This is a genomic window from Caldinitratiruptor microaerophilus (assembly GCF_025999835.1).
GTDB lineage: Bacteria > Bacillota > Sulfobacillia > Symbiobacteriales > ZC4RG38 > Caldinitratiruptor > Caldinitratiruptor microaerophilus.
On record NZ_AP025628.1, the window covers coordinates 1,219,801 to 1,239,428 of the forward strand.

A 19,628-nucleotide genomic window follows, 5' to 3' on the forward strand; every position below is an offset into this window, starting at 1 on the left:
CTTCACGGCCACTGGCGGTCGTCACCCGAGATAGGCAGAGAACAGTGCTTCATCCATCAGCAACTCGCCCGCCTGCCCCTCCTTGACAAGGGACCCGCTCTCCAGCAGGTACACCCGCTGTGCCACGTGCACGGCATGCGTCGCGTTCTCGTCTACCAGCAGGATTGACAGGCCACTCGCCGCGATCTCCTTGATCTTCGTGTATACCTCTTCGATGACGATGGGCGCCAGGCCAAGGGAGGGCTCGTCGATCATGAGCAACTTGGCGTCGCTCATCAGGCCTCGACCGAGGGCAAGCATCCGGCGTTCGCCGCCGGAGAGGGTGCGCGCCAGTTGGTTCCGCCGCTCCCCCAGCCGGGGAAAGAGACTGTAAACACGGTCCAGCTTTTCGCCCCGCCTCGCCCAGGCCCGAGGCAGGTAGGCGCCCATCAGGAGGTTCTCCTCCACCGTCATCTCGGGAAACGGGAGGTCGCCCTGGGGGATGTGTACGACCCCGGCGGCGGTAATTTCCTCTGCCTCGAGGCCGGAGATGGTCCTGCCCTCAAACTTGATCTCTCCGGCGGTCAGCGGTACCAGGCCGCTGATCGCCCGCAGAAGGGTGGTCTTGCCGTGGCCGTTGGGACCGAGGATGACCACCGCCTCACCTTGGTTCACGTGCATGGAAAGGTCGTGCAGCACCACCGAACCGCCGTACCCGCAGCGGATCCCAGACACTTCGAGCAGTATCATCCCTACCCCCCTTTCAGGGCTGCGACTAGGTCTCTGGCCTGCTCGCCGAGGTAGACTGCCACTACCCGCTCATCGCGGATGACATCGGACGGGTTGCCCTCTGCCAGCTTTTCGCCGTGGTGGATGATTAGTAGCCGGTCTGCCAGGGCGAGAAGTGCCTTCATCACGTGCTCGATGATCAGCACAGTGACGCCGGCGGCGTTGACTTTGCGCACCAGTTCCACCAGTTGCTCGCGCTCTGCCCGGTTCAGGCCGCCTACCGGCTCGTCCAGCATCAGCAACTTCGGCCGGGTGGCCAGGGCAGAGGCGATCATCAGCCGCTTCTTGTCAAAGACCGAAAGTGTCTCCGCTAGCTGAGCCTGCTTGTCGAGCAGCCCCACGAACTCCAAGGCCGCCAACGCCTCGTCGATTTCTTCCGGCCGGAACCGCAGGGTGGGAGCAACGCTCCCACCCTTGACGCTCCCACCCTGTCGGCCAAAGGCGCTGCCGACCAGGGCGTTGGCCAACACGCTCTGGGTCCCGAAGACCACCGGGGTCTGAAAGGTACGGGCGATGCCGCGGTGGCAGACCTCTTCCGGTTGAAGCTGCTGGATCTCCTCCCCCCGGAACCGGATGGTACCGCTGGTTGGGGGTGTATGTCCGGAAATCATGTCAAACAACGTGGTTTTGCCTGCACCGTTGGGACCAGCAATCCCGTAGACCTGCCGCTCCGCAACGGAGAAGGTCAGGTCCTTGTTTGCCTCCAGCCCGCCGTACCGCTTGGTCAGACCCTGGACCTCGAGAATCACGCCCATCAGGTCTCCCCCTCAGACCTAGGCGAGCCAGGGTGGCAGTTTGAATTGGCCGGTCGTGTACGGTTCCGGGCTGACCAGGACATGTTTCTTGTTCTGGATCTGGTACGTGAGGTGGGGCATGCCCAGGGAGGGATCCTTAGTGTACTCGGGATACGGCCGACCAGACAGGTCGCTTTTGTCAAAGGCCATGGTACCGCAGACGCCCCGGTGGATAATATTTTCCATAATCGAGCAGACCTTGCGGGTATCGGTGGGGTCGCCTGCCATGGCCACGGCCCGCAGGTAGACGTTGGTCATGTCATAGAGGGAGCCGGCGTTGGCGCCGCCCGGCTCTGCCCCGAACTTCTGCCGGTACCGCTGCTTCCACGGCTCGGCGTAGGAGTCTGGCAGGATACCGATGACCGTAGACCAGATGACACCGTTGGCGGCGTCCCCGGCCATCTCCAGGTACTCGGGGATGGAGGGGCCGTACTGCTGGTAGAGAAGCGACGGGGTCGGATCCTTGACAAACTCCTTGGTGAACAATGCCAGGTCACTGGGCGCATAATCAGTGATGAAGATCAGGCCTGGGGGATCCTTCCGGATTTTGGCCAGGGTGGGGCCCCAGTCTGCTACCGGGACGACCACCCTCTCGTAGATGTTGACGGTCCAGCCCCGCTTCTCGGCCTCAGCCTTGAATGTGTCGGCAATACTGATACTGTACGGGTTGTCGGAGGTGATGAGGGTGAGTTTTTTATTGTACGGCTTCCACTGGCCGGACTCGATCAGTTGATCCATGTAGGCGGCAAACCCAATACCGTACCACACCTCTGTTGGGTCGCCCTGGAAGATCATCCAGTACTTGTCCCGGTTTTCCCGCACCGGCTTGGCCGATGCCTCGGTGGTGTTCACGTGCATGTACGGGATCTTTGCCTGGGCTACCAGGTCGAACTCGGGGCCAGAGGAGACGTGGTAGCCCACGATGATGGCGTGGACCTTCTCCACCTCGATCAGCCGCTGGAAGTTGCTCAGCATCTTCTCAGCCGGCATCTCTTCCACGTCCAGGACCACCAGTTCGACCGGGATGCCGCCAACTCCACCCTGGGCGTTGACCTCATCGATAGCCATCTGCAGGCCCCGCTGCATCTCAGTACCGTCGCCGGCTCCCCACCCAGTCAGCGGGAGCGAAGCACCAATCCGGATCTTGTCGACCTTGGTCTTCATCTGGGCGCCGGCGAGGTTGGCCTGCTGGGCGGGCGTGGCAACCATTCGACTAGCCTGGCGAGCCAGGAGTCCGCCAAGCACGAGACCGCCAACGCCGGCCACAGCGGCCGAGCGGAGCAGTTCGCGCCGCGAAAGCCTCTTGGAATCTGACATCCTCACGGCCTCCTTTGGTTGGATTGACGGACGTCGAACCGAAGATTTACAGCCGTGGCCTGCCGTTCTCACCCAACGAGTATTAGCAAAGGTGGTGCCAAGTCCCCTGATGCGGATACATACAGTGTCTAACCCGGTGAACGTCCCTGCGGGTCGCCAGATTCACACATACATGTGCGAATGTGAGCAAGTCGAAGGTGTAACCCGTCGTCCCACTCCTCCTTAGCGATGGGCTATCATCCCGCTACTGGCATGCAAATTGCGTGCAGGGTGGACGTAGCTTGCCGTGGGAGGTAATCACATGGTCACTGCCGACCTGCGCAGCCGGATTGACCGGCACATTCAGAAACACCGCGACCAACTCATCGAGTGGGTGGCGGCGGCGGTACGCATCCCCAGCGTCACTGGCCGGGAGTCGGCCATGCAGGAATACGTGGCCAGGCTTTACGCCAGCATGGGACTGGAAGTCATCCGCCATCAACCTGTAAGGGAGCAGGTGGCGGATCACCCAGCCTTCGTCGATTCCGGTATTCCGTTTTCCAACCGCCAGAACATCATCGGCATCCTCCGCGGGCGCACCGACGCGCCGTCCCTGACCTTGCACGGCCATGTGGACGTAGTCTCCCCGGAGCCCGTGGATCAGTGGAACCATGACCCCTGGGGAGCCGAAATTGTCGGCAATCGCATGTACGGCCGCGGCGCCGGCGACATGAAAGCCGGACACATGGCCAACGCCTTTGCGCTCAAGACCCTGCTGGATTTGGGGCTAAAGCCGCGCGGCACTGTCATGCTGATGAGCACCGTTGAAGAGGAAGCCGGGGGCGGCGGCGGTACGTTAGCTTGCATGGTAAGCGGGTTTCTGACCGACGGGTTTGTGACAACCGAACCCCACAGTCTGAACCTGACCATCTCACACGCTGGCGTGCTCTACTTCCGGGTCAAGGTACAGGGCAGGACTGCGCATGCTGGGCTAGCCCATACCGGGGTGAACGCTATTGTCAAGATGCAGCCGATCGTCCAAGCCCTCTGGGAACTGGACCAGAACCGGGGACAGATGGTTCGGTTTGCGCTGTATGAAGAGGGAAGTGGCAGGTCGTGCCATTTGAACCTGGGTACCCTGCGGGCCGGCGACTGGCCGTCCACGGTGGCCGGCTGGGCCGTCCTGGAGTGCAGGATCGGGTTCGTCCCCGGTGAGACCAGCGGGGAGATCCAGGCGCTGGTTGAGCGGACAGTGCGCGAAGTGGCCGCCGGTGATCCGTGGCTAGCAGAGCATCCCCCGCAGGTAGAGTGGTTCGGCTGGAAGGCGGAGCCCTGGTACCAAGATCCAGACCACGCTTATGTCAGGGCGTTCAAGTCGGCGGCCGAGGCTGTCCTGGGCCGGGAGGTACGGATCCAGGGCCGGGCAGCGGCCAACGATGCGCGGTTTACCGACTATTTTGGACGGGCGGGAGTGGCCTTTGGCCCTATCTGCGGCAACATGCACGGAATCGACGAGTGGGTAGACCTAGATAGCGTGGTGGATACAGCCAGGGTCTTGGCGTACCATATCGCCGAGTGGTGCGGCCTGGAATAAAGATCAGCCGCCGACCAGGTAACCCCGGCCACCGACCGTTTCAGAATCGGCGCTTTCGGTTGGCGCCAGTGTACTTTTTCAGCTTCCGCACCACTGTGGAGTGGCTAACCCCCAGTGCCTGCCCCATCTCCTGGGTGGTGGCGTACAGGCGACTGGCCAGCAGCAGCAGCTGTTCTTCCACCAACCGGACAGCATCCCGGAGGGGCACCAACCCCTGTACGACAACGGGCTGCCCTTCCGATTGTTGAGTCAGCAGCCCGGACCGGCCGGCCAATCCGTTCTGAAACTCCTGCGGCAGGTCCGAGAGGTGGATGACCGGCTGTTCGACCAACACCACCAGCCGTTCGACAAGGTGCTCCAGTTGCCGGACGTTGCCGGGCCAGGGATAGGTTTTCAGCGCGGCCATCGCCGCCTCTGAAAACCGCTTACGGCGCCCGTGCAGCCTGGCAAACCGCTCCAGAAACAGTTCCACCAGCGGAGCGATATCTTCCGGCCGTTCCCGCAGCGGTGGCACCTCGATAGGCAGTACGTTCAGGCGGTAGTACAGGTCTTCGCGGAACCGGCCCTCCCGGACCATGGCTGCAAGGTCCCGATTGGTGGCGGTGATGATGCGCACATCTGCTCGGATGGGTTCAGTGCCGCCAACCCGCGTGAAGGTCCGATCCTGCAGCACATGAAGCAACTTGACCTGCAGGCTGAGCGGCAGTTCACCAATCTCGTCTAAGAACAGCGTCCCGCCCTCGGCCGCTTGTAGGTAGCCGGCCTTGCCGCCTCGTTCCGCACCGGTAAAGGCCCCGCGTTCGTACCCAAACAGGGCAGACTCAAACAACGACTCCGGGATGGCCCCGCAGTTGACTCGCACGAAGGGTGCCCGACAACGTGGGCTGTGGCGGTGGATGGCCCGCGCTACCACTTCCTTGCCCACACCGGTCTCCCCTAGGATGAGCACTGGGGAACTGACCGCCCCAACTTTGCGCACCCACTCCCGGACCTGCCGCATCAGCGGGCTGACCGCAATCATCTCGTCTTGGGGCCCGGAACTGCGCTGTTGCGGGACATCCGAAAGGGCCCTGCTGAGCAGGTGTGCGTCGGCCGCAATGGCGGAAAGAAGTTCGGGGTCTTCGACTAGTTCCGTACCCAGGCCCAATACATGCCGGGACCGTCCCCCAGAGGGAAACCAACGCATGAGTAGCAATCGGCCCCGCAACGTCCGGCACAGGCTTGCGGTCGGGTAGCGCGGCACCACCAGCGGCGCCTCCGCCAGGACACCGGTCAGAAGGTCGTAGATCAACCGACCCACCAATTCCTCGTTCGAGCAGCCGAAAAGGTGCAGGGCTTCCCCCTCGGAGTAGAAGACCTTACCAAGGGGGCTGACCAGGGCATACCAGTGCACTCCTAGTTCGGCCATCTTCCGGGGATGCGTCAAGAGTAGGTTGGCGTCCCGCTGGATAGGTACCGAGTCGAGTGCAGTGGCTCGTTCCGGTCGAGTCACGGATTGACCCTCCCGCAGACTAACCGCTCCTGGGAGCACCCAAGTACTGCGAGATGGAACGGGCCGTGGCCCGCACCGCCTGCGCAATCTCGTACTTGCGCCCTCGCACTCGTTCGATTAGACCGGCCACGCCCACACCGGCCACCACGCGGCCCGTGTGGTTGAAGATGGGTGCGGCCACCGCGGCCAGCCCGTCGTGCACCTCTTCCTCCGTGTAGGCAAAGCCGTCTGCCCGGATCTGCGCCAGATCCCGCAACAACGTGTCCGGATCCGTCACAGTTCGGGGACCCGCGGCCTCCAGCGGCCCCTCCTGAAGGTAGGCCGCAATCTCTTCCGGCGGCAGAAAGGCCATCAGAGCCTTGGAGGTGGCCCCCGCGTGCAGCGGCGAGGTCATTCCCACCTGCATAGCCACGTGGGCCCCCACCGGTGGGTCGGCCCGGTCGATGAGGACAACGGAGCGCTGGGCACGTACCATCAGGTAGGCACACTCGCCCACCGTGTGGGCGAGCGCCCGGAGGGGCTCCCGCCCCTGTTCCAACACGGCAAGCCGTTTGAGCGCGGCCTGCCCGATCTCCACGGCCCCCAACCCCAGGTAATACTTGCGGGTGGCCGGATTCTGGTCCACCACGCCTCGCTCGTACAACGTGCGCAACAGAGAGTGCACAACGCTGGGAGATTCATGCAGAGCACGAGCTAGTTCGGACACTCCCCAGTCCTGGCTGTTTTGGGCTAGAACAAAGAGGATGGCAAGAGCCTTATCTACAGCTCCTACCTTGCGTACGGTCTTCGAACGAGCCCCCATCCAGATACCACCGCCTTCCGAGACCACATTCGCTATTGTCAAATGGGATTCGCCAAGAGCGAATGATTTCCTTCACCTTGTGAGCCTGCTGCATGAAGTCCTTTCCCTTGATGGGCGAACCCAGCCGCGCAGCTGGCAGATCTCCTCGTCGCAGTAGAGGTCGGTGTTGCCGAGGTTGCAGACGACCCACTGCTGGGTCTTACCGCCTTCGCGGGTAGGACTCGACGAGGGTGAGGTAGCGGTAGATGCGGCCGCGTCGGGTTGCGGTGACAACTGGGAGGAAGATGGGGACTCACCTTGGGCGTTGTAGTCACCGCGAAAATACGGCGAAAAACCAGTACGATCATGCACAATCGTCAAAAAGTTTTAACTACACGTTTGACTCGATTTTGGGGATCGCCCCCAGAAAAATGGCCCATTTCAGACCCCGGCGGGGCCCGAAAGAGGCCGGTTACTGTGTCAAAGTCGGGCTTCAGCGCCCTCGCGCCGCCCCCAGGTTCCCGGGCGTTCCCGGAGGCTTGGGGGATTGTGATGGATAACGTCGGCACGAACGTCAGCACGAACGCGGCTTGCCCATGCGGTCGCTCTCAAAGGTGGGCTTGCCGATTGCATGAAGCGAGGAGGAATTCCACGAGGTGGATCGAATGCAGTACCAGCAGTGTTGTTCAATTAAGAGCACGCGTTCAGCATGCTGAACAATCTTGTTTCCGGTTGCGCAGTGCCTCTTGCCCATCAAGTCTGAGCATCTGAGTAAAGGGGGGTCGACCGATCACCGTTGAGTGGTCTCGCACGTCGTGACCAGCAGGGACCGCTGGGTTGATAGGGTGTCGCACTTGAGGATCGTGGGGAGATGAAAAGTGGTTCGAGACCGCCAACTCCGCGCGGCACGTCTCCTGAAAGAGCGACGCTTGGCCTGCGCCGTGTTTGCGGACCCGGCGTCGACTGTGTACCTCACTGGTTACGTACCGCCCGTCGAAACTGGCCCAAGCCCGTTCGAGGGCGGGCCGCCCCTGGTTGTCCTGACCGCCGACGGTGGAGCCCTGCTCATCGTCTCTGACATAGAAGAACCAGCGGCCCGCGGGCGGGCCACGGTGGATGAGGTGATTGCCTACCGAGCCTATAGCCCGAGCGAGAACCTGCCCCGGGAGGACGGCTACAGGGAGGCTCTAATGCAGGCACTCGACAAGGCAAGGTTTCGAGGCGGCGCATTGGGGATTGAGGGAGCAGTGCCGCATCACGCTACCGCCTGGGTGGCGCAGGTTTTTCGTGGCGCCGAGTTCACCAGCGTCAGCGAGTGCCTGAACCCAATTCGCATGGTGAAGGATTCGGACGAAGTGGCCGCCATCCGAAAGGCTGCCGACATCAGCGTGGCGGGGCAGCGGGCCGTCCGCCAACTCGTCCGGCCGGGGCTCAGTGAGGTCGAACTGTTTGCCGCTGTGCGGGGGCAAATGGAACAGGCCTTCGGGCGAAGGTTGCCTGTCCTGGCAGACCTGGTATCCGGCCCTCGGAGCGCGGAGGTGGGCGGTGCACCGTCTTCACGTACTGTCGGGGAGGGAGAGGTTGTCCTGGTCGACTTGGTCCCCTGTGTGGACGGGTACTGGGGCGACACCTGCGTGACTGTTTTCCTGGGTCCTGCTCCTGAAGCAGAACTGCGCCAGGCGCACCGGGTGGTAGTGGAAGCGCTCCAGAAGGGGATCGAGGCGGTGAAACCGGGCATGACCGCGTCGGAACTCGACGCGATCGTTCGTGGCCACGTGCGCAAGTTCGGCTATGACTACCCGCACCACACAGGCCACGGTGTGGGGACGACGTGGCACGAAGGGCCCCGTATAGTCGCGGGGGACCGCACGGTTCTCCGCCCGGGCATGGTCATCGCTCTCGAACCGGGGGTTTACGTTGATGGCCGTTTCGGCGTAAGGGTTGAAGACCTGTTGCTCGTCACCGAGTCGGGCGCTGAGGTCCTCAGCCACCACGACAAGTCCCTGATAGTCCCGTGATGACCGGTTTCCATAACCTCATGAGGCAGGTGTAGCAGGAACATGCTCCAGAAGTTCAGGCTGACTGTCACGGCTGCCCTCCTTTTGGGACTAGTGAGCAGCACGGCCGGGTGTGGCGGCGGCAAGACCCCTACTGCCCCGCGGGAGGGCCCTGGGACCTCGGCGAGCGCTCCGTCTGCCCAGCCCAAGGAGCCCGTCAAGCTGGTCATGTGGTGGTGGGGGGACCAGGAGGCACAAGGCGCCAAGCAGTGGGTGGACGAGACGATTCAGGAGTACCAGAAGCTCCATCCTGAGGTGACCATCGAGGCGGTCCTGCAGACCACCGACGGTTTGTATCCGGCCTTTGAGGCGGCGGCGAAAGCCAAGAAGGGCCCCGACATCCAGTACCTGTGGGGTGGTATAAACACCCTCGGGATGGCCTGGCAGGGCTACCTGGCGCCTATTTCAGACTACATCCCGGAACAAGAATGGAGGCATTATCTGAACCACCACGAGGAACTATACGACGGCAAGCTGTGGTCGGCGCCGTGGTACACACAGCCGTCATTCCCGATCGTTTATAACAAGGAGCTGTTCGCCAAGGCAGGGCTCGACCCCGAAAAACCGCCGAAGTCCTGGGACGAGTTCGTGGCTGCCGCCGAGAAACTGAAGGCTGCCGGCATCACGCCTCTTGCAGGCGGCCTGAAGGATGGCTGGTTCGGCGGTTGGCTTTTCTCGGTGTTCGGTGCACAGAATCTCGATTCCGCTGAAGACATTATCCAGGCGGTGGTCTCGGGAGATCTGACGGACCGCAAGTATTCCGAATGGGTTTACAAGCTTGCAGAGACCATTGAGAAAGGGTACTGGAACCCCGACATCACGTCACTCGAGCTGTATCAGGGACTGGCGCTGTGGACCCAGGGAAAGGCGGCCATGACCTGGGTAGCGGGTTCCGACATTCGCAAGTTCGTCACGCAAATGGGTGCCGAAAGAGTCGGGGTCATGACGGCACCTGTTTTCGGCCGCGGAAAACTCGCAGGGACATTCGGCAGCACCTCACAGACCCTCGCCATTACCTCGTTCTCGCAACACAAGGAGCAGGCCGCCGATTTCATCCGGTTCACTCACGAACCCCAGCGGATGAAGCGGTTCTACGAGATCACTGGGTCGATCCCGGCCGATGATCGGTTCCCGGTTGAGGCAATCACGCTCCCGCAGCAGAAGGAGATCTTTCGCTGGATGACGCAGAATGGCGGGGCGTACATCGAAAACTTCATCCCTGCAAAGCTTGATAGTGAAGGCAACTTCGCGGGCATGCAGCTCCTTTTCTCTGGCAGCAAGAAACCGGATGAGGTGGTTCAGCTACTTCAGGACGTCGTCAAGAAGTGGCGCGATGAGAATCCGGCGGAGGTCGAGCGGTTCAAGTCATGGAAGCCGAACGGGTGACAAGCGGGCGGGAGCTGCCGTCCTCCACGGCAGTTCCCGCCGGCAGGCTCGGGCGGGGTGAAACCCCGGCTGGCCTGGTGCCGCGCCAGAAAGGTTCCTTGTCTGCCGGTAGGCGCCCGAACCGGTACGCCTGGGAGTGGTGGCTATGGGTTGCACCGGGTGCTGTAGCTCTGGCGTTCGTTTACCTGTACCCGGTGCTGGTCCTGTTTCGCGATAGCCTCTACCAGATTACCGGCTACACCAGCACGTTTGTCGGGTTGCGGAACTACCTGTACGTGTTACGAGACGAGCAGTTCCACGCCGCTATCCTGCACAACGTGCTCCTGCTCCTGTGCGTCCCGATCCTCGTGGTTCTCTCGTTAGTCCTTGCGATCGTGCTGTACGAGCGAGTGGTGGGATGGCAGTTCTACCGGACTGTGCTGTTCCTCCCGTATATTCTGGCTGTGCCTGTGGCGAGCGTGGTGTTCAGCCACCTCCTCCAGTACGGGGGCGTCGTGAATTCCTTCCTGCGCTACATCGGCCTTGGGTGGGCAGCAGTCGACTGGCTTGGCAGCCCCAAGTGGGCTTTGCCGACCCTGATGGGGATTATCGTCTGGAAGGAACTCGGGTTCGGAATCGTGCTCTTCCTGGCCCGTCTGTTGTCCCTGCCTCAGGAACTGTTCGAGGCCGCCCGCGTGGACGGAGCTTCCTGGCTACAGGTTCATCGCTATGTGACCGTTCCACAGTTACGAGACGTGATCGGCTTCTACGTCACGGTGGAGAGCATCACCATGCTCAGCTGGGTTTTCAATTACGTTTACATCGTGTCGAACGGAACTGGTGGCCCGGGGACCAGCACGTTGGTCACCGAACTGTACGTATACCGGAAAGCCTTTGGCTATGGCGCCGGCGTCCTGGGTGTTGCGTCCGCCGCATCGGTCTTGCTGTTCCTTGGTTCCATCCTCATGATCATCTGGAACCTGCGGCGGCAAAAGGAGGCGCTGGGATGAGCCATTTCTGGAGACGGGCGCCCCTGGAGGTCCTGCGTCAGGGTATCCTCATCCTCGCCAGCGTATCTGCCCTGTTTCCTCTCTACTTCATGTTAGTAAACAGTCTCAAGAACCCAGTTGAATACCAGACCAGTCCGTTACGACTGCCGGCGTCACTCGACTTCAGCAATTACGCTCAGGCCCTCCATGCGGGTTTCCTGCGGTGGTTTTTCAACAGTATAGTGATCACCGGCGCGAGCATCGTGCTGGTCACTTTCCTCGCGGCGTTGGCGGCCTATGCTGTGGCCTGGATGGGGGTGCCATACGGTCGGACGGCAGTCGCGCTCGTGGCAGGCCTGATGACGGTTCCCCCGATCATTATGGTGATCCCGTTGTTTCGAATGATGGCGGACTTACAGTTAGTGGATACTCATGTGGCAGTGGTGCTGATCTACACAGGGCTCATGATGCCGTTCTCCCTGTTCATGCTCTATAACTTCTTCCGTTCCATTCCCCGCGAGCTTCTGGAGGCCGTGGCGATTGACGGTGCCGGTCACCTGCGCGCCTTCTGGAGCGTTGTCCTTCCGCTTTCGCGCCCCGCGATCGTAACGCTGGCCCTGGTCAACATGTTGTGGGCCTGGAACGAGTTGCTGATCGCGCTCGTCTTCCTGCAAACTGACAAGGCGAAAACGTTGATGGTCGGGATCACCACGTTCCAATCGAAACACAACTTGAACGTACCGGTGATCATGGCGGGGCTCTTCGTAGCAACGATACCGGTCGTTGCCCTGTACCTGGCAGGCCAGCGATACTTCATCCGAGGCCTGACCGCCGGGGCCATCAAGGAGTAGGGGGCCGTGAAACTGTGCCTCATGTACCGGCGCTCGTGCGGGCACTCGACATTCTGGAGCTCGTTGCCAGAGAGGAAGCGATCAGTCTCTCCGAGGTGAGCCGCAAGCTCAACCTTCCCAGGAGCACCGCACACGCGCTTTTGACCACGCTCGGAGCCCGAGGCTACCTTCACCGGCGCGCGGACGGCAAGTTCCAGCTTGGCCTGGCCCTTGTCGGCTTGGCACGCCGGGTCATCGTGGATGTGGACGTCCGGGACGTGGCACGCCCCGTCATGGAACAACTGGTTCACACGGTCCGGGAGACGGTTCACCTGGCGGTGCTGGACCCGGAGGACTTCGAGGTCGTCTACATCGAGAAGATCGAGAGTCCCATGCCGATCGTGCTCGCCTCGTGGGTGGGCAAGAAGAACCCGGCATACTGCACGGCCGTGGGAAAGTCACTTCTCGCCTGGTTACCGGAACCGGAACTCCAGCGCTTTCTCGATCGCGGAGGCTGGCAGCAATTTACCCCGAATACCCGTGCAACCCGTGAGGCACTGGAGAGCGAACTCCGGAATGTGCGTGCGATGGGGTACTCGCTCGACCGGGAGGAACACCACCTGGGTGTCCGCTGCGTGGGGGCCCCGATCTTCGACCGTGCAGGGCGCGCGGTTGCGGCCCTGAGCGTGGCGGGGCCAGCTGGGCGTATGCCCGACGACCGCATTCCGGAACTCGCGCAGCAGGTTCGCGCCGCCTCTCAGCTCATATCCCGCCTCCTCGGGGGGAAGGTGTAAGCGTACCGCCCGGCTCCCCGTCACGCCCCGCCGCAAAGGTTGCGAGGCAGAGGCAGGGGGCCACCGCCCACAAGCGTTGGAAGCGCCCACAGAAAGGGGTCGTCTGGCCATGAAGATCACACAGGTTGAGGCCTATCACCTCCGGCTGCCGGCTGTGGAAGCCATCTGCAACGGAACCCAGGATGCCCTTGTGGTGCGGATTGACACCGACGAGGGGATCAGCGGCTGGGGAGAGGTCGACTCGTCACCGCACGTGATCAAGGCGATTTACGACACGCCGAGTTCTCATACTCTCAGCTACGGGCTTCGGGAACTCCTGATCGGCGAAGACCCGTTCGACATCCGCCGGTTGTGGGACAGGATGTACCGCGGGAGCATTTACTACGGGCGGCGCGGAGCTGCCCTTCAGGCGATCAGCGGCGCAGACATCGCCCTGTGGGACATCGTGGGCAAGGCAACGGGGAAACCGGTCTGGAAGCTCTTGGGCGGTGCCTATCACCGTCGGGTGCGGGCCTACGCGAGCGCTCTCATGCCGGAGAACCCGGATGACGCTGCCGCGTTCGCGCGTCAGAATCTGGCTCGTGGCTTCAAGGCTATGAAGTTCGGTTGGGGTCCGCTAGGAAAGGACCCTGGCCGTGATGAGGCGCTGGTTGCTGCCGTCCGGGATGCGGTCGGGCCTGATGTCGACATCATGATCGACGTCGGCCACGCCTGGGATGCACCGACCGCGATCGAGCGGATTCGCCGCCTCTCTTCGTACAGGCTGTACTGGATCGAGGAGCCCCTCTTTCCGGACGACCTCGACGGGTACGCCCGCCTGTGCGACGCGGTGGACGTGCGGATCGCCGCGGGAGAGGAGGACACGGGCCGGTTCGCCTTTGTCGAGTTGATGGACCGGGGACGGGTTCACGTGGTACAGCCCGACGTGAGCCGGTGCGGGGGACTCACCGAAGCGCTTCGGATCGCGGACCTGGCGTATACGCGCGGGCGCATGGTGGTGCCCCACGCGTTCAGCACCGGTATCCTGCTTGCGGCGTCCCTCCACTTCGCTGCCGCCATTCCCAACGGTGGCCTACTGGAATACGTGGTCGACGGATCTCCTCTCAGCGACGGCCTCGCACGGGTGTCCTTCAGTCTTGAAGATGGCCACATCTCCGTCCCAGACAAACCCGGCCTCGGAATCGAGGTCGACTTGGACGTTCTGGGGCGTTATCGCGTCGAATGAGCGGTGCCGAGATAGAGAACGCCGAGATAGACAACGCGGGGTAAGAAAGAAGGTATCGGCATGCATGCCCTCGTTTGGCACGGCCCCCGCTCGATGGCCCTGGAGGTCGTGCCCGAACCAACCGTCGCCCCTGGCGAGGTGCTTGTGGAGGTCGAGGCCGTAGGCATCTGCGGGTCGGAGATATCTGGCTACCTCGGGGAGAATGCCTTGCGCAGACCGCCACTCATCATGGGGCACGAGTTCATCGGACGCGTGGTGGACGCACCGGGAGCCGGAAGCCTGCTTCCCGGACAGCGCGTCGTGGTGAATCCGCTGCTTTCCTGTGGGGATTGCCGGATGTGTCACCTTGGCCTCGAGAATTTGTGCGAGCACCGCGCACTTCTTGGGGCGCAGAGGCCGGGGGCGTTTGCCGAGCGGGTCGCTGTCCCCGAACGTAACTGCTTGCCGGTTCCTGAAACCCTACCACCGGTGCTGGGAGTGGCGGTGGAACCCCTCGCCTGTGCCCTGCGGGCCGTGGAACTTGGGCATGTCGGCCTGGGGGACCGGGTGGCTGTGTTTGGCGCAGGAGCCATTGGCCTTTTCGCCGTGGCTCTCGCCGCGCGGGCCGGAGCGAGCATGGTCGCTGTCGTGGACGTGAACGAGAGCCGGCTGCGGACGGCGCAGGCGTGGGGCGCCACGCATCTGTTGAACGCCCGTACCCATCCCGGCGAGGAGATCCTTCTCCTGACCGCGTCGCTTGGGGCCGATGTGGTGATCGACGCTGTCGGCCGCAGCGTCACCCGGCGGGAAGCCATCCGCGCGGTCAGACCGGGTGGGCGCGTCGTTCTTGTAGGGCTGCACGAGGCTGAATCACCCATTCAGGCCAATGATGTGGTCCGCCGGGAGATCCACGTCACAGGGTCGTTCGCGTACAGGGTTCACACGTTCGAGCAGGCGCTGTCGCTTATCCAACTCGGAATAGTCCCGACAGGTGGCGGCTGGTATGACGAGAGGACACTCGCCGCAGGGCCCGTGTCGTTCGAAGAACTGGTGGCGGGGGCAGTATCCGTGTCCAAGGTCATCTTGCGGCCGTGACGTACTGGGTGCGGGACGCCGGCTTGCTGTCAATCCATGGGCGGGCGACAGGCACACGGGGGGTGCCCACGTTGACCGCGCGAGTTGAAACGGGTTGGAGCTATCTTGGTCACGATGCTTTGATACTCGAAAATGAATTCGTGCGGGTTGTACTGCTTCCCGGACTCGGTGGGAAGATCTGGGAGCTGACCGACAAGGTGTCCGGGCGGCAGTGGCTGTGGCACAGTCCACGGGTAGAGCCACGGGCCGCGCCCTTCGGGGCTGTCTACGATGACTGGTTTTGCGGCGGTTGGGACGAACTGTTCCCCAACGATGCGCCAGAGGTGTACAACGGGGAGTCGCTAGTGGACCACGGAGAGGTCTGGTCCCTTCCGTGGACCGCTTGCGTGGAGTGCGCCGGGCCCGTTGAGGCGGTTGTACGTCTTACACGCGCCACCCCGATCACTCCGGCCATGGTGGAACGGCGCCTTGTCCTGCGGACGGGCGAGCGGCAGTTGCGGCTTTTCTATCAGATAAGCAACACGGGCTACCGTCCCTTTGACTTCCTCTGGAAGCTCCACCCGGCTCTATCCGTGGCCCCGGGCTACAGGATCGATCTGCCGGCAACCGAAGCACGGATGGAACAAGGATACACCGGTCGCGTCGGACACGCGGAACCGTTCCCGTGGCCGGTGACGGACGGGCTAGACGTTCGCCATGTGCCAGGACCGGAGGCGGGTGTCACGGAACTAGTGTACACCTACGGGCTGCGTGCCGGATGGTGCGCCCTCACCGATCCGGAGGCACTCGTCGGGATCGGCCTTGTATTCCCGTCCGACGTTTTCCGCTCCGTGTGGATCTTCGGTGCCTATGGAGGGTGGCGGGGCCTTTACACCACCATTCTCGAGCCCTGTACCGGCTACCCGTACCGGTTGGCCGATGCGGTCGCTTCGGGCCGGGCAAACCGGCTCGCCCCGGGCGAGTCGCTGAAGGCCGACGTGACTGTCGTTTTCTACTCAGGGGTGCATGAGGTATACGAGATTACCGACGGGGGCGAGGTGAAAGGGTGTGGAACTCAGCGGTAACGTGGCCTTCGTGACCGGTGCCGCCCGGGGCATCGGCGCCGCCATCGCCAGGGCCCTCGTCCGAGAAGGCGCTGCGGTGGTTGTCGCTGACGTGCTCGAGGCGCAAGGTGAGCACGTGGCCTCCACCTTGCGGGAAGCCGGCGGGAGAGCAGTATACGTGCACGTGGACGTGCGCCGGCCGGACGAAGTCGATGCGGCCATGGCGCGAACGCTCGACACGTTTGGTGGCCTGGATATCCTAGTGAATAACGCGGGCGTCTTCTACCCTTCGCCGTTCCCTCAGACGGAGCCATTCGCCGAGTGGTACCGCGTCGTGGAAGTTATCTTCCACGGAACATATCACTGTTCGAAAAGGGCTGCCGAGGTCATGATCCGGCAGGGTCGCGGAGGTCGCATCGTGAACGTCACGTCCGTTCACGAGTTCCTGGGCGAGCGGGCGGCCACACACTATGACGCCGCCAAGGGGGCGGTCGGAGGAATGGCCCGCGCCATGGCCTGCGACCTCGCCCCCCACGGGATTCTGGTCAACAACGTCGCTCCGGGTTTCGTGGACACGGACATGTCAGTCGTAAACGGTGTCAACGAGTTGCAAACCGAGGATTTCCGCAGGGTTTACATCGAAGGACGGCGCATCCCCCTGGCGCGGCCTGCCAGGCCGGAGGAGGTCGCCGAGGTCGTCTTGTTCCTGTGCTCTCCGCGAAACACCTATATGACCGGAACCACGGTTGTGGTCGACGGCGGCCTCAGCATCACATTCTGAGACCCGTCGCCACACGAACGAGCGCCCGGTGGCGTTGCCGCATCGGCGGGGCGCACACCGGGCGTGGTGTTCACACGAGGAACTCGCGGCGTGGACCGCACCGGAGTTCGACAGTTTCGGGGTCGTCTCGAGCACACGAGTACTGGAGAAGCCTGTCGGCAAGCGGGTTAGCGCGATTGGCATAGGCCCGAAGCCTCGAAAAGCATACGAACACGAATACTCGCGAGATCGCTTTGCGTATCGCTTGGTTTGGTATATACGTCAGCTCCCATGCCGGGCGCACAACGCGGCGCGGCCGGCCACACAGGCCGGCCGCGCGGAGCCCGGACCGCCGCCCTCAGCGCGTCCGCGACACGGAGGCGATCGCCTCCTCGAGGATGTCCAGGCCCTCGTCGAGCTGCTCGTCGGTGATCGCCAGGGGGGCCAGGAACCGGATCACCTGGTTGTGGTGGCCGGCCTTCATGAGGATCAGGCCGTTCTCGTAGCACCGCTTGAAGATGGCCGCGGTCTCCTCCGTGGCCGGCTCCTTCGTCGCGCGGTCCTTCACCAGCTCGATGGCGGCCATGGCGCCGAGCCCCCGCACGTCACCCACCAGCTCGAAGCGCTCGTGCCAGTCCCGGAAGCGGGCCAGGACGCGCTCGCCCACCGCCTGTGCCCGCTCCACGTACCGGTCGCGCTCCATCACCTCGATGACCTTGAGGGCGGCCGCGCAGGCGACGGGGTTGCCGCCGTACGTCCCGCCCAGGCCGCCGACCTGCGCGGCGTCCATGATCTCCGCCCGCCCCGTGACGGCGGAAATCGGCAGCCCGTCGCCCAGCGACTTGGCCATCGTCACCAGGTCCGGGACCACGCCCGAGTGCTCGACGGCGAAGAAGCGGCCCGTGCGCCCGAAGCCGGTCTGGATCTCGTCCGCGATGAAGACGATACCGTACTCGTCGCACAGCGCCCGGAGGCCGCGCAGGAACTCCGGCGGCTGGACCAGGAATCCGCCCTCGCCCTGCACCGGCTCGATGATCAGCGCGGCCACCTTGTCGGGGCCGATCTCGTCCTCGATCGCCCGGCGGACGTCTTCCAGGGCGTGGCGGGCAGTGGCGGCCGGATCGGCAAAGGGCGAGCGGTAGGGGTAGACGGCGGGGAGGCGGTAGATCTCCGGGGCGAAGGGCCCGAAGCCGTACTTGTACGTGGAGACCTTGGCCGTCAGGCTCATGCCGAGGAGCGTGCGGCCGTGGAAGGCGTGGGTGAACGTGATCACCGCCGGGCGCCCGGTGTAGCGGCGGGCGAGCTTCACCGCGTTCTCCACGGCCTCGGCGCCGCTGTTGAAGAGAGCGGTCTTCTTGGGGAAGTCGCCCGGGGTGAGGCGGTTCAGCTCCTCGGCCAGTCGGACGTACGGCTCGTACATGGTGACGTGGAAGCAGGTGTGCAGGAAACGGTCCACCTGCTCCTTGACCGCCGCGACCACCTCGGGGTGGTTCGCGCCCAGGTTCAGGACGCCGATGCCACCGGCGAAGTCGAGAAACACGTTCCCGTCGACATCCGTGAGCGTGGCGCCCCGGGTCTCGGCGGCGAAGATGGGGGCGACGTTGGCCACGCCCCGCGGAACCGCCGCCTCGCGCCGGCGCAGGAGCTCCTGGGAACGCGGACCGGGGATGGGCGTGCGGATCTGCACCGTCCTGGACACACGCATCTCTCCTCCGACTGGAACTTCGACGGGTTGTGCGCAAACGGCGGATGGACGTCTACGACGGGAAGACCCCGAGGTCCACCTCCTGGCCGATCCCGAGCTGCCGGGCCCGCTCGTAGATACGGCGGCCGACGACCACGTCCATGACCGCCAGGCCCACGGACTTGAAGAGCGTGAGCTCGTCCGCCCGCTCCCGGCCCGGCCGGTGGCCGCTGTGGATCTCCCCCAGCTCGGCGTGGAGGCGGCCCGCTTCCCACAGCCCCTCACGGATGGGGATCAGGAGATCGCCGGCCTCCGCCAGCGCGGCCTCGCGCGACTCCACCACCACCTTGTCCGCACGGGCCACGACCTCTCCCGGCACCTCCTGCATGTCCGGCCGGAACGACCCGATCGCACAGATGTGCACCCCAGTCCCGACAGCTCCGGCCGGGAACACGGGGGTGTGGGAGGTCGTCGCCGTGACGACGATGTCTGCCCCCCGCACCGCCTCACCGGGGTCCGGGGAGACCTGAAGACGGGGCACCTCCGGCCCCAGCTGGGCCGCCAGCTCCCGGGCGAACGTCTCGGCCTTCTCCCGGCGCCGGTTGTAAAGGCGCACCTCGCGCAGGCGGCGGACCGCCGCCACCGCGCGCAGCGCCATCCGGGCCTGGGTGCCGGTGCCGATGATCGCCGCGACGGCGGCATCGGGCCGCGCCAGGTACCGGGTGGCGAGCCCGGAAGCCGCACCCGTCCGAAGCGCGGTCAGGTACGACCCCTCGAGGAGGGCCAGCGGCTCGCCCGTCTCGGGGTCTGCCAGCAGCACCGCCCCGTGGATCACCGGCTTGTCCCGCCCGGCGTTGCGGGGAAAGACGGAGACGTACTTCACCCCGAGGCTGCCCGCCCCCGCCACCAGGGCCGGCATGAAGAGGGCGGTCGCCCCCTGCTCCGGGACCGGGATGCCGGTGCGCAGGGGCACGTTCGCACGGCCCCCGGAGAAGTGGGACAGGGCCTCGCCCACCGCCTCGATCGCCTCGGGCATGGCAAGCGCCCGCGCTTGGTCCTGCGCGCTGAGGATGAGCATCCCC

General features: G+C 63.8%; 17 protein-coding genes. 10 read left to right on the plus strand and 7 right to left on the minus strand.

Going from position 1 to position 19,628, the window contains the following annotated elements:
- Positions 1–21: 21 nt before the first annotated feature.
- From caldi_RS05925 to caldi_RS05935, 3 genes are read right to left on the minus strand one after another with little or no spacing between them, the layout of a single operon-like run.
- The gene (locus caldi_RS05925) at positions 22–729 is read right to left on the minus strand and encodes an ABC transporter ATP-binding protein (RefSeq protein WP_264844182.1); all 708 of its coding nucleotides are present in this window, start codon (positions 727–729) and stop codon (positions 22–24) included.
- A gap of 2 nt (positions 730–731) precedes the next feature.
- Positions 732–1,523 (minus strand): ABC transporter ATP-binding protein, encoded by a 792-nt coding sequence (locus caldi_RS05930; protein ID WP_264844183.1) that lies wholly within the window; start codon positions 1,521–1,523, stop codon positions 732–734.
- A gap of 18 nt (positions 1,524–1,541) precedes the next feature.
- Positions 1,542–2,879, minus strand: a complete 1,338-nt coding sequence (locus tag caldi_RS05935; RefSeq protein ID WP_264844185.1) for an ABC transporter substrate-binding protein — start codon at positions 2,877–2,879, stop codon at positions 1,542–1,544.
- Positions 2,880–3,180: 301 nt separating this feature from the next.
- Between caldi_RS05935 and caldi_RS05940 the strand changes: the two genes are divergently transcribed.
- A complete protein-coding gene (locus tag caldi_RS05940; RefSeq protein ID WP_264844186.1) occupies positions 3,181–4,452 on the plus strand; it encodes an ArgE/DapE family deacylase in 1,272 nt (423 codons plus the stop codon).
- Between the two features lie 40 nt (positions 4,453–4,492).
- On the opposite strand, the gene caldi_RS05945 is transcribed toward caldi_RS05940, so the two are convergent.
- Together caldi_RS05945 and caldi_RS05950 are read right to left on the minus strand one after the other, a co-directional pair.
- Positions 4,493–5,944 (minus strand): sigma-54 interaction domain-containing protein, encoded by a 1,452-nt coding sequence (locus caldi_RS05945; RefSeq protein ID WP_264844187.1) that lies wholly within the window; start codon positions 5,942–5,944, stop codon positions 4,493–4,495.
- A 19-nt stretch (positions 5,945–5,963) separates the two neighbouring features.
- Positions 5,964–6,746, minus strand: coding sequence for an IclR family transcriptional regulator (locus caldi_RS05950; protein WP_264844188.1), 783 nt, complete (start codon positions 6,744–6,746; stop codon positions 5,964–5,966).
- 857 nt (positions 6,747–7,603) lie between these two features.
- Between caldi_RS05950 and caldi_RS05955 the strand changes: the two genes are divergently transcribed.
- The 9 genes from caldi_RS05955 (at position 7,604) to caldi_RS05995 (ending at position 16,883) form a co-directional block, all read left to right on the plus strand.
- A complete protein-coding gene (locus caldi_RS05955; RefSeq protein WP_264844189.1) occupies positions 7,604–8,743 on the plus strand; it encodes a M24 family metallopeptidase in 1,140 nt (379 codons plus the stop codon).
- Between the two features lie 42 nt (positions 8,744–8,785).
- Complete coding sequence (locus caldi_RS05960; protein ID WP_264844190.1) at positions 8,786–10,168, plus strand: ABC transporter substrate-binding protein; 1,383 nt, start codon at positions 8,786–8,788, stop codon at positions 10,166–10,168.
- Positions 10,150–11,157: a carbohydrate ABC transporter permease gene (locus tag caldi_RS05965; RefSeq protein ID WP_264844191.1), complete on the plus strand. Its 1,008-nt coding sequence runs from the start codon at positions 10,150–10,152 to the stop codon at positions 11,155–11,157. The genes caldi_RS05960 and caldi_RS05965 overlap by 19 nt, the downstream gene beginning before the upstream one ends.
- A complete protein-coding gene (locus caldi_RS05970) occupies positions 11,154–11,987 on the plus strand; it encodes a carbohydrate ABC transporter permease (RefSeq protein ID WP_264844192.1) in 834 nt (277 codons plus the stop codon). The genes caldi_RS05965 and caldi_RS05970 overlap by 4 nt, the downstream gene beginning before the upstream one ends.
- 14 nt (positions 11,988–12,001) lie before the next feature.
- Positions 12,002–12,760, plus strand: coding sequence for an IclR family transcriptional regulator (locus tag caldi_RS05975; RefSeq protein ID WP_264844193.1), 759 nt, complete (start codon positions 12,002–12,004; stop codon positions 12,758–12,760).
- 109 nt (positions 12,761–12,869) lie between these two features.
- On the plus strand, positions 12,870–13,985 hold the full coding sequence (locus caldi_RS05980) for a mandelate racemase/muconate lactonizing enzyme family protein (protein WP_264844194.1): 1,116 nt from the start codon (positions 12,870–12,872) through the stop codon (positions 13,983–13,985).
- A gap of 60 nt (positions 13,986–14,045) precedes the next feature.
- Positions 14,046–15,059: a zinc-dependent alcohol dehydrogenase gene (locus caldi_RS05985; protein WP_264844195.1), complete on the plus strand. Its 1,014-nt coding sequence runs from the start codon at positions 14,046–14,048 to the stop codon at positions 15,057–15,059.
- Between the two features lie 71 nt (positions 15,060–15,130).
- A complete protein-coding gene (locus caldi_RS05990; protein ID WP_264844196.1) occupies positions 15,131–16,123 on the plus strand; it encodes an aldose epimerase family protein in 993 nt (330 codons plus the stop codon).
- Entirely contained in the window at positions 16,107–16,883 is a 777-nt protein-coding gene (locus caldi_RS05995; RefSeq protein WP_264844197.1) for an SDR family NAD(P)-dependent oxidoreductase, read from the plus strand. The genes caldi_RS05990 and caldi_RS05995 overlap by 17 nt, the downstream gene beginning before the upstream one ends.
- A gap of 337 nt (positions 16,884–17,220) precedes the next feature.
- On the opposite strand, the gene gabT is transcribed toward caldi_RS05995, so the two are convergent.
- Entirely contained in the window at positions 17,221–18,567 is a 1,347-nt protein-coding gene (gene gabT, locus caldi_RS06000) for a 4-aminobutyrate--2-oxoglutarate transaminase (protein ID WP_264844170.1), read from the minus strand.
- A gap of 52 nt (positions 18,568–18,619) precedes the next feature.
- The gene (locus caldi_RS06005; RefSeq protein ID WP_264844198.1) at positions 18,620–19,624 is read right to left on the minus strand and encodes an ornithine cyclodeaminase family protein; all 1,005 of its coding nucleotides are present in this window, start codon (positions 19,622–19,624) and stop codon (positions 18,620–18,622) included.
- Positions 19,625–19,628 lie beyond the last annotated feature (4 nt).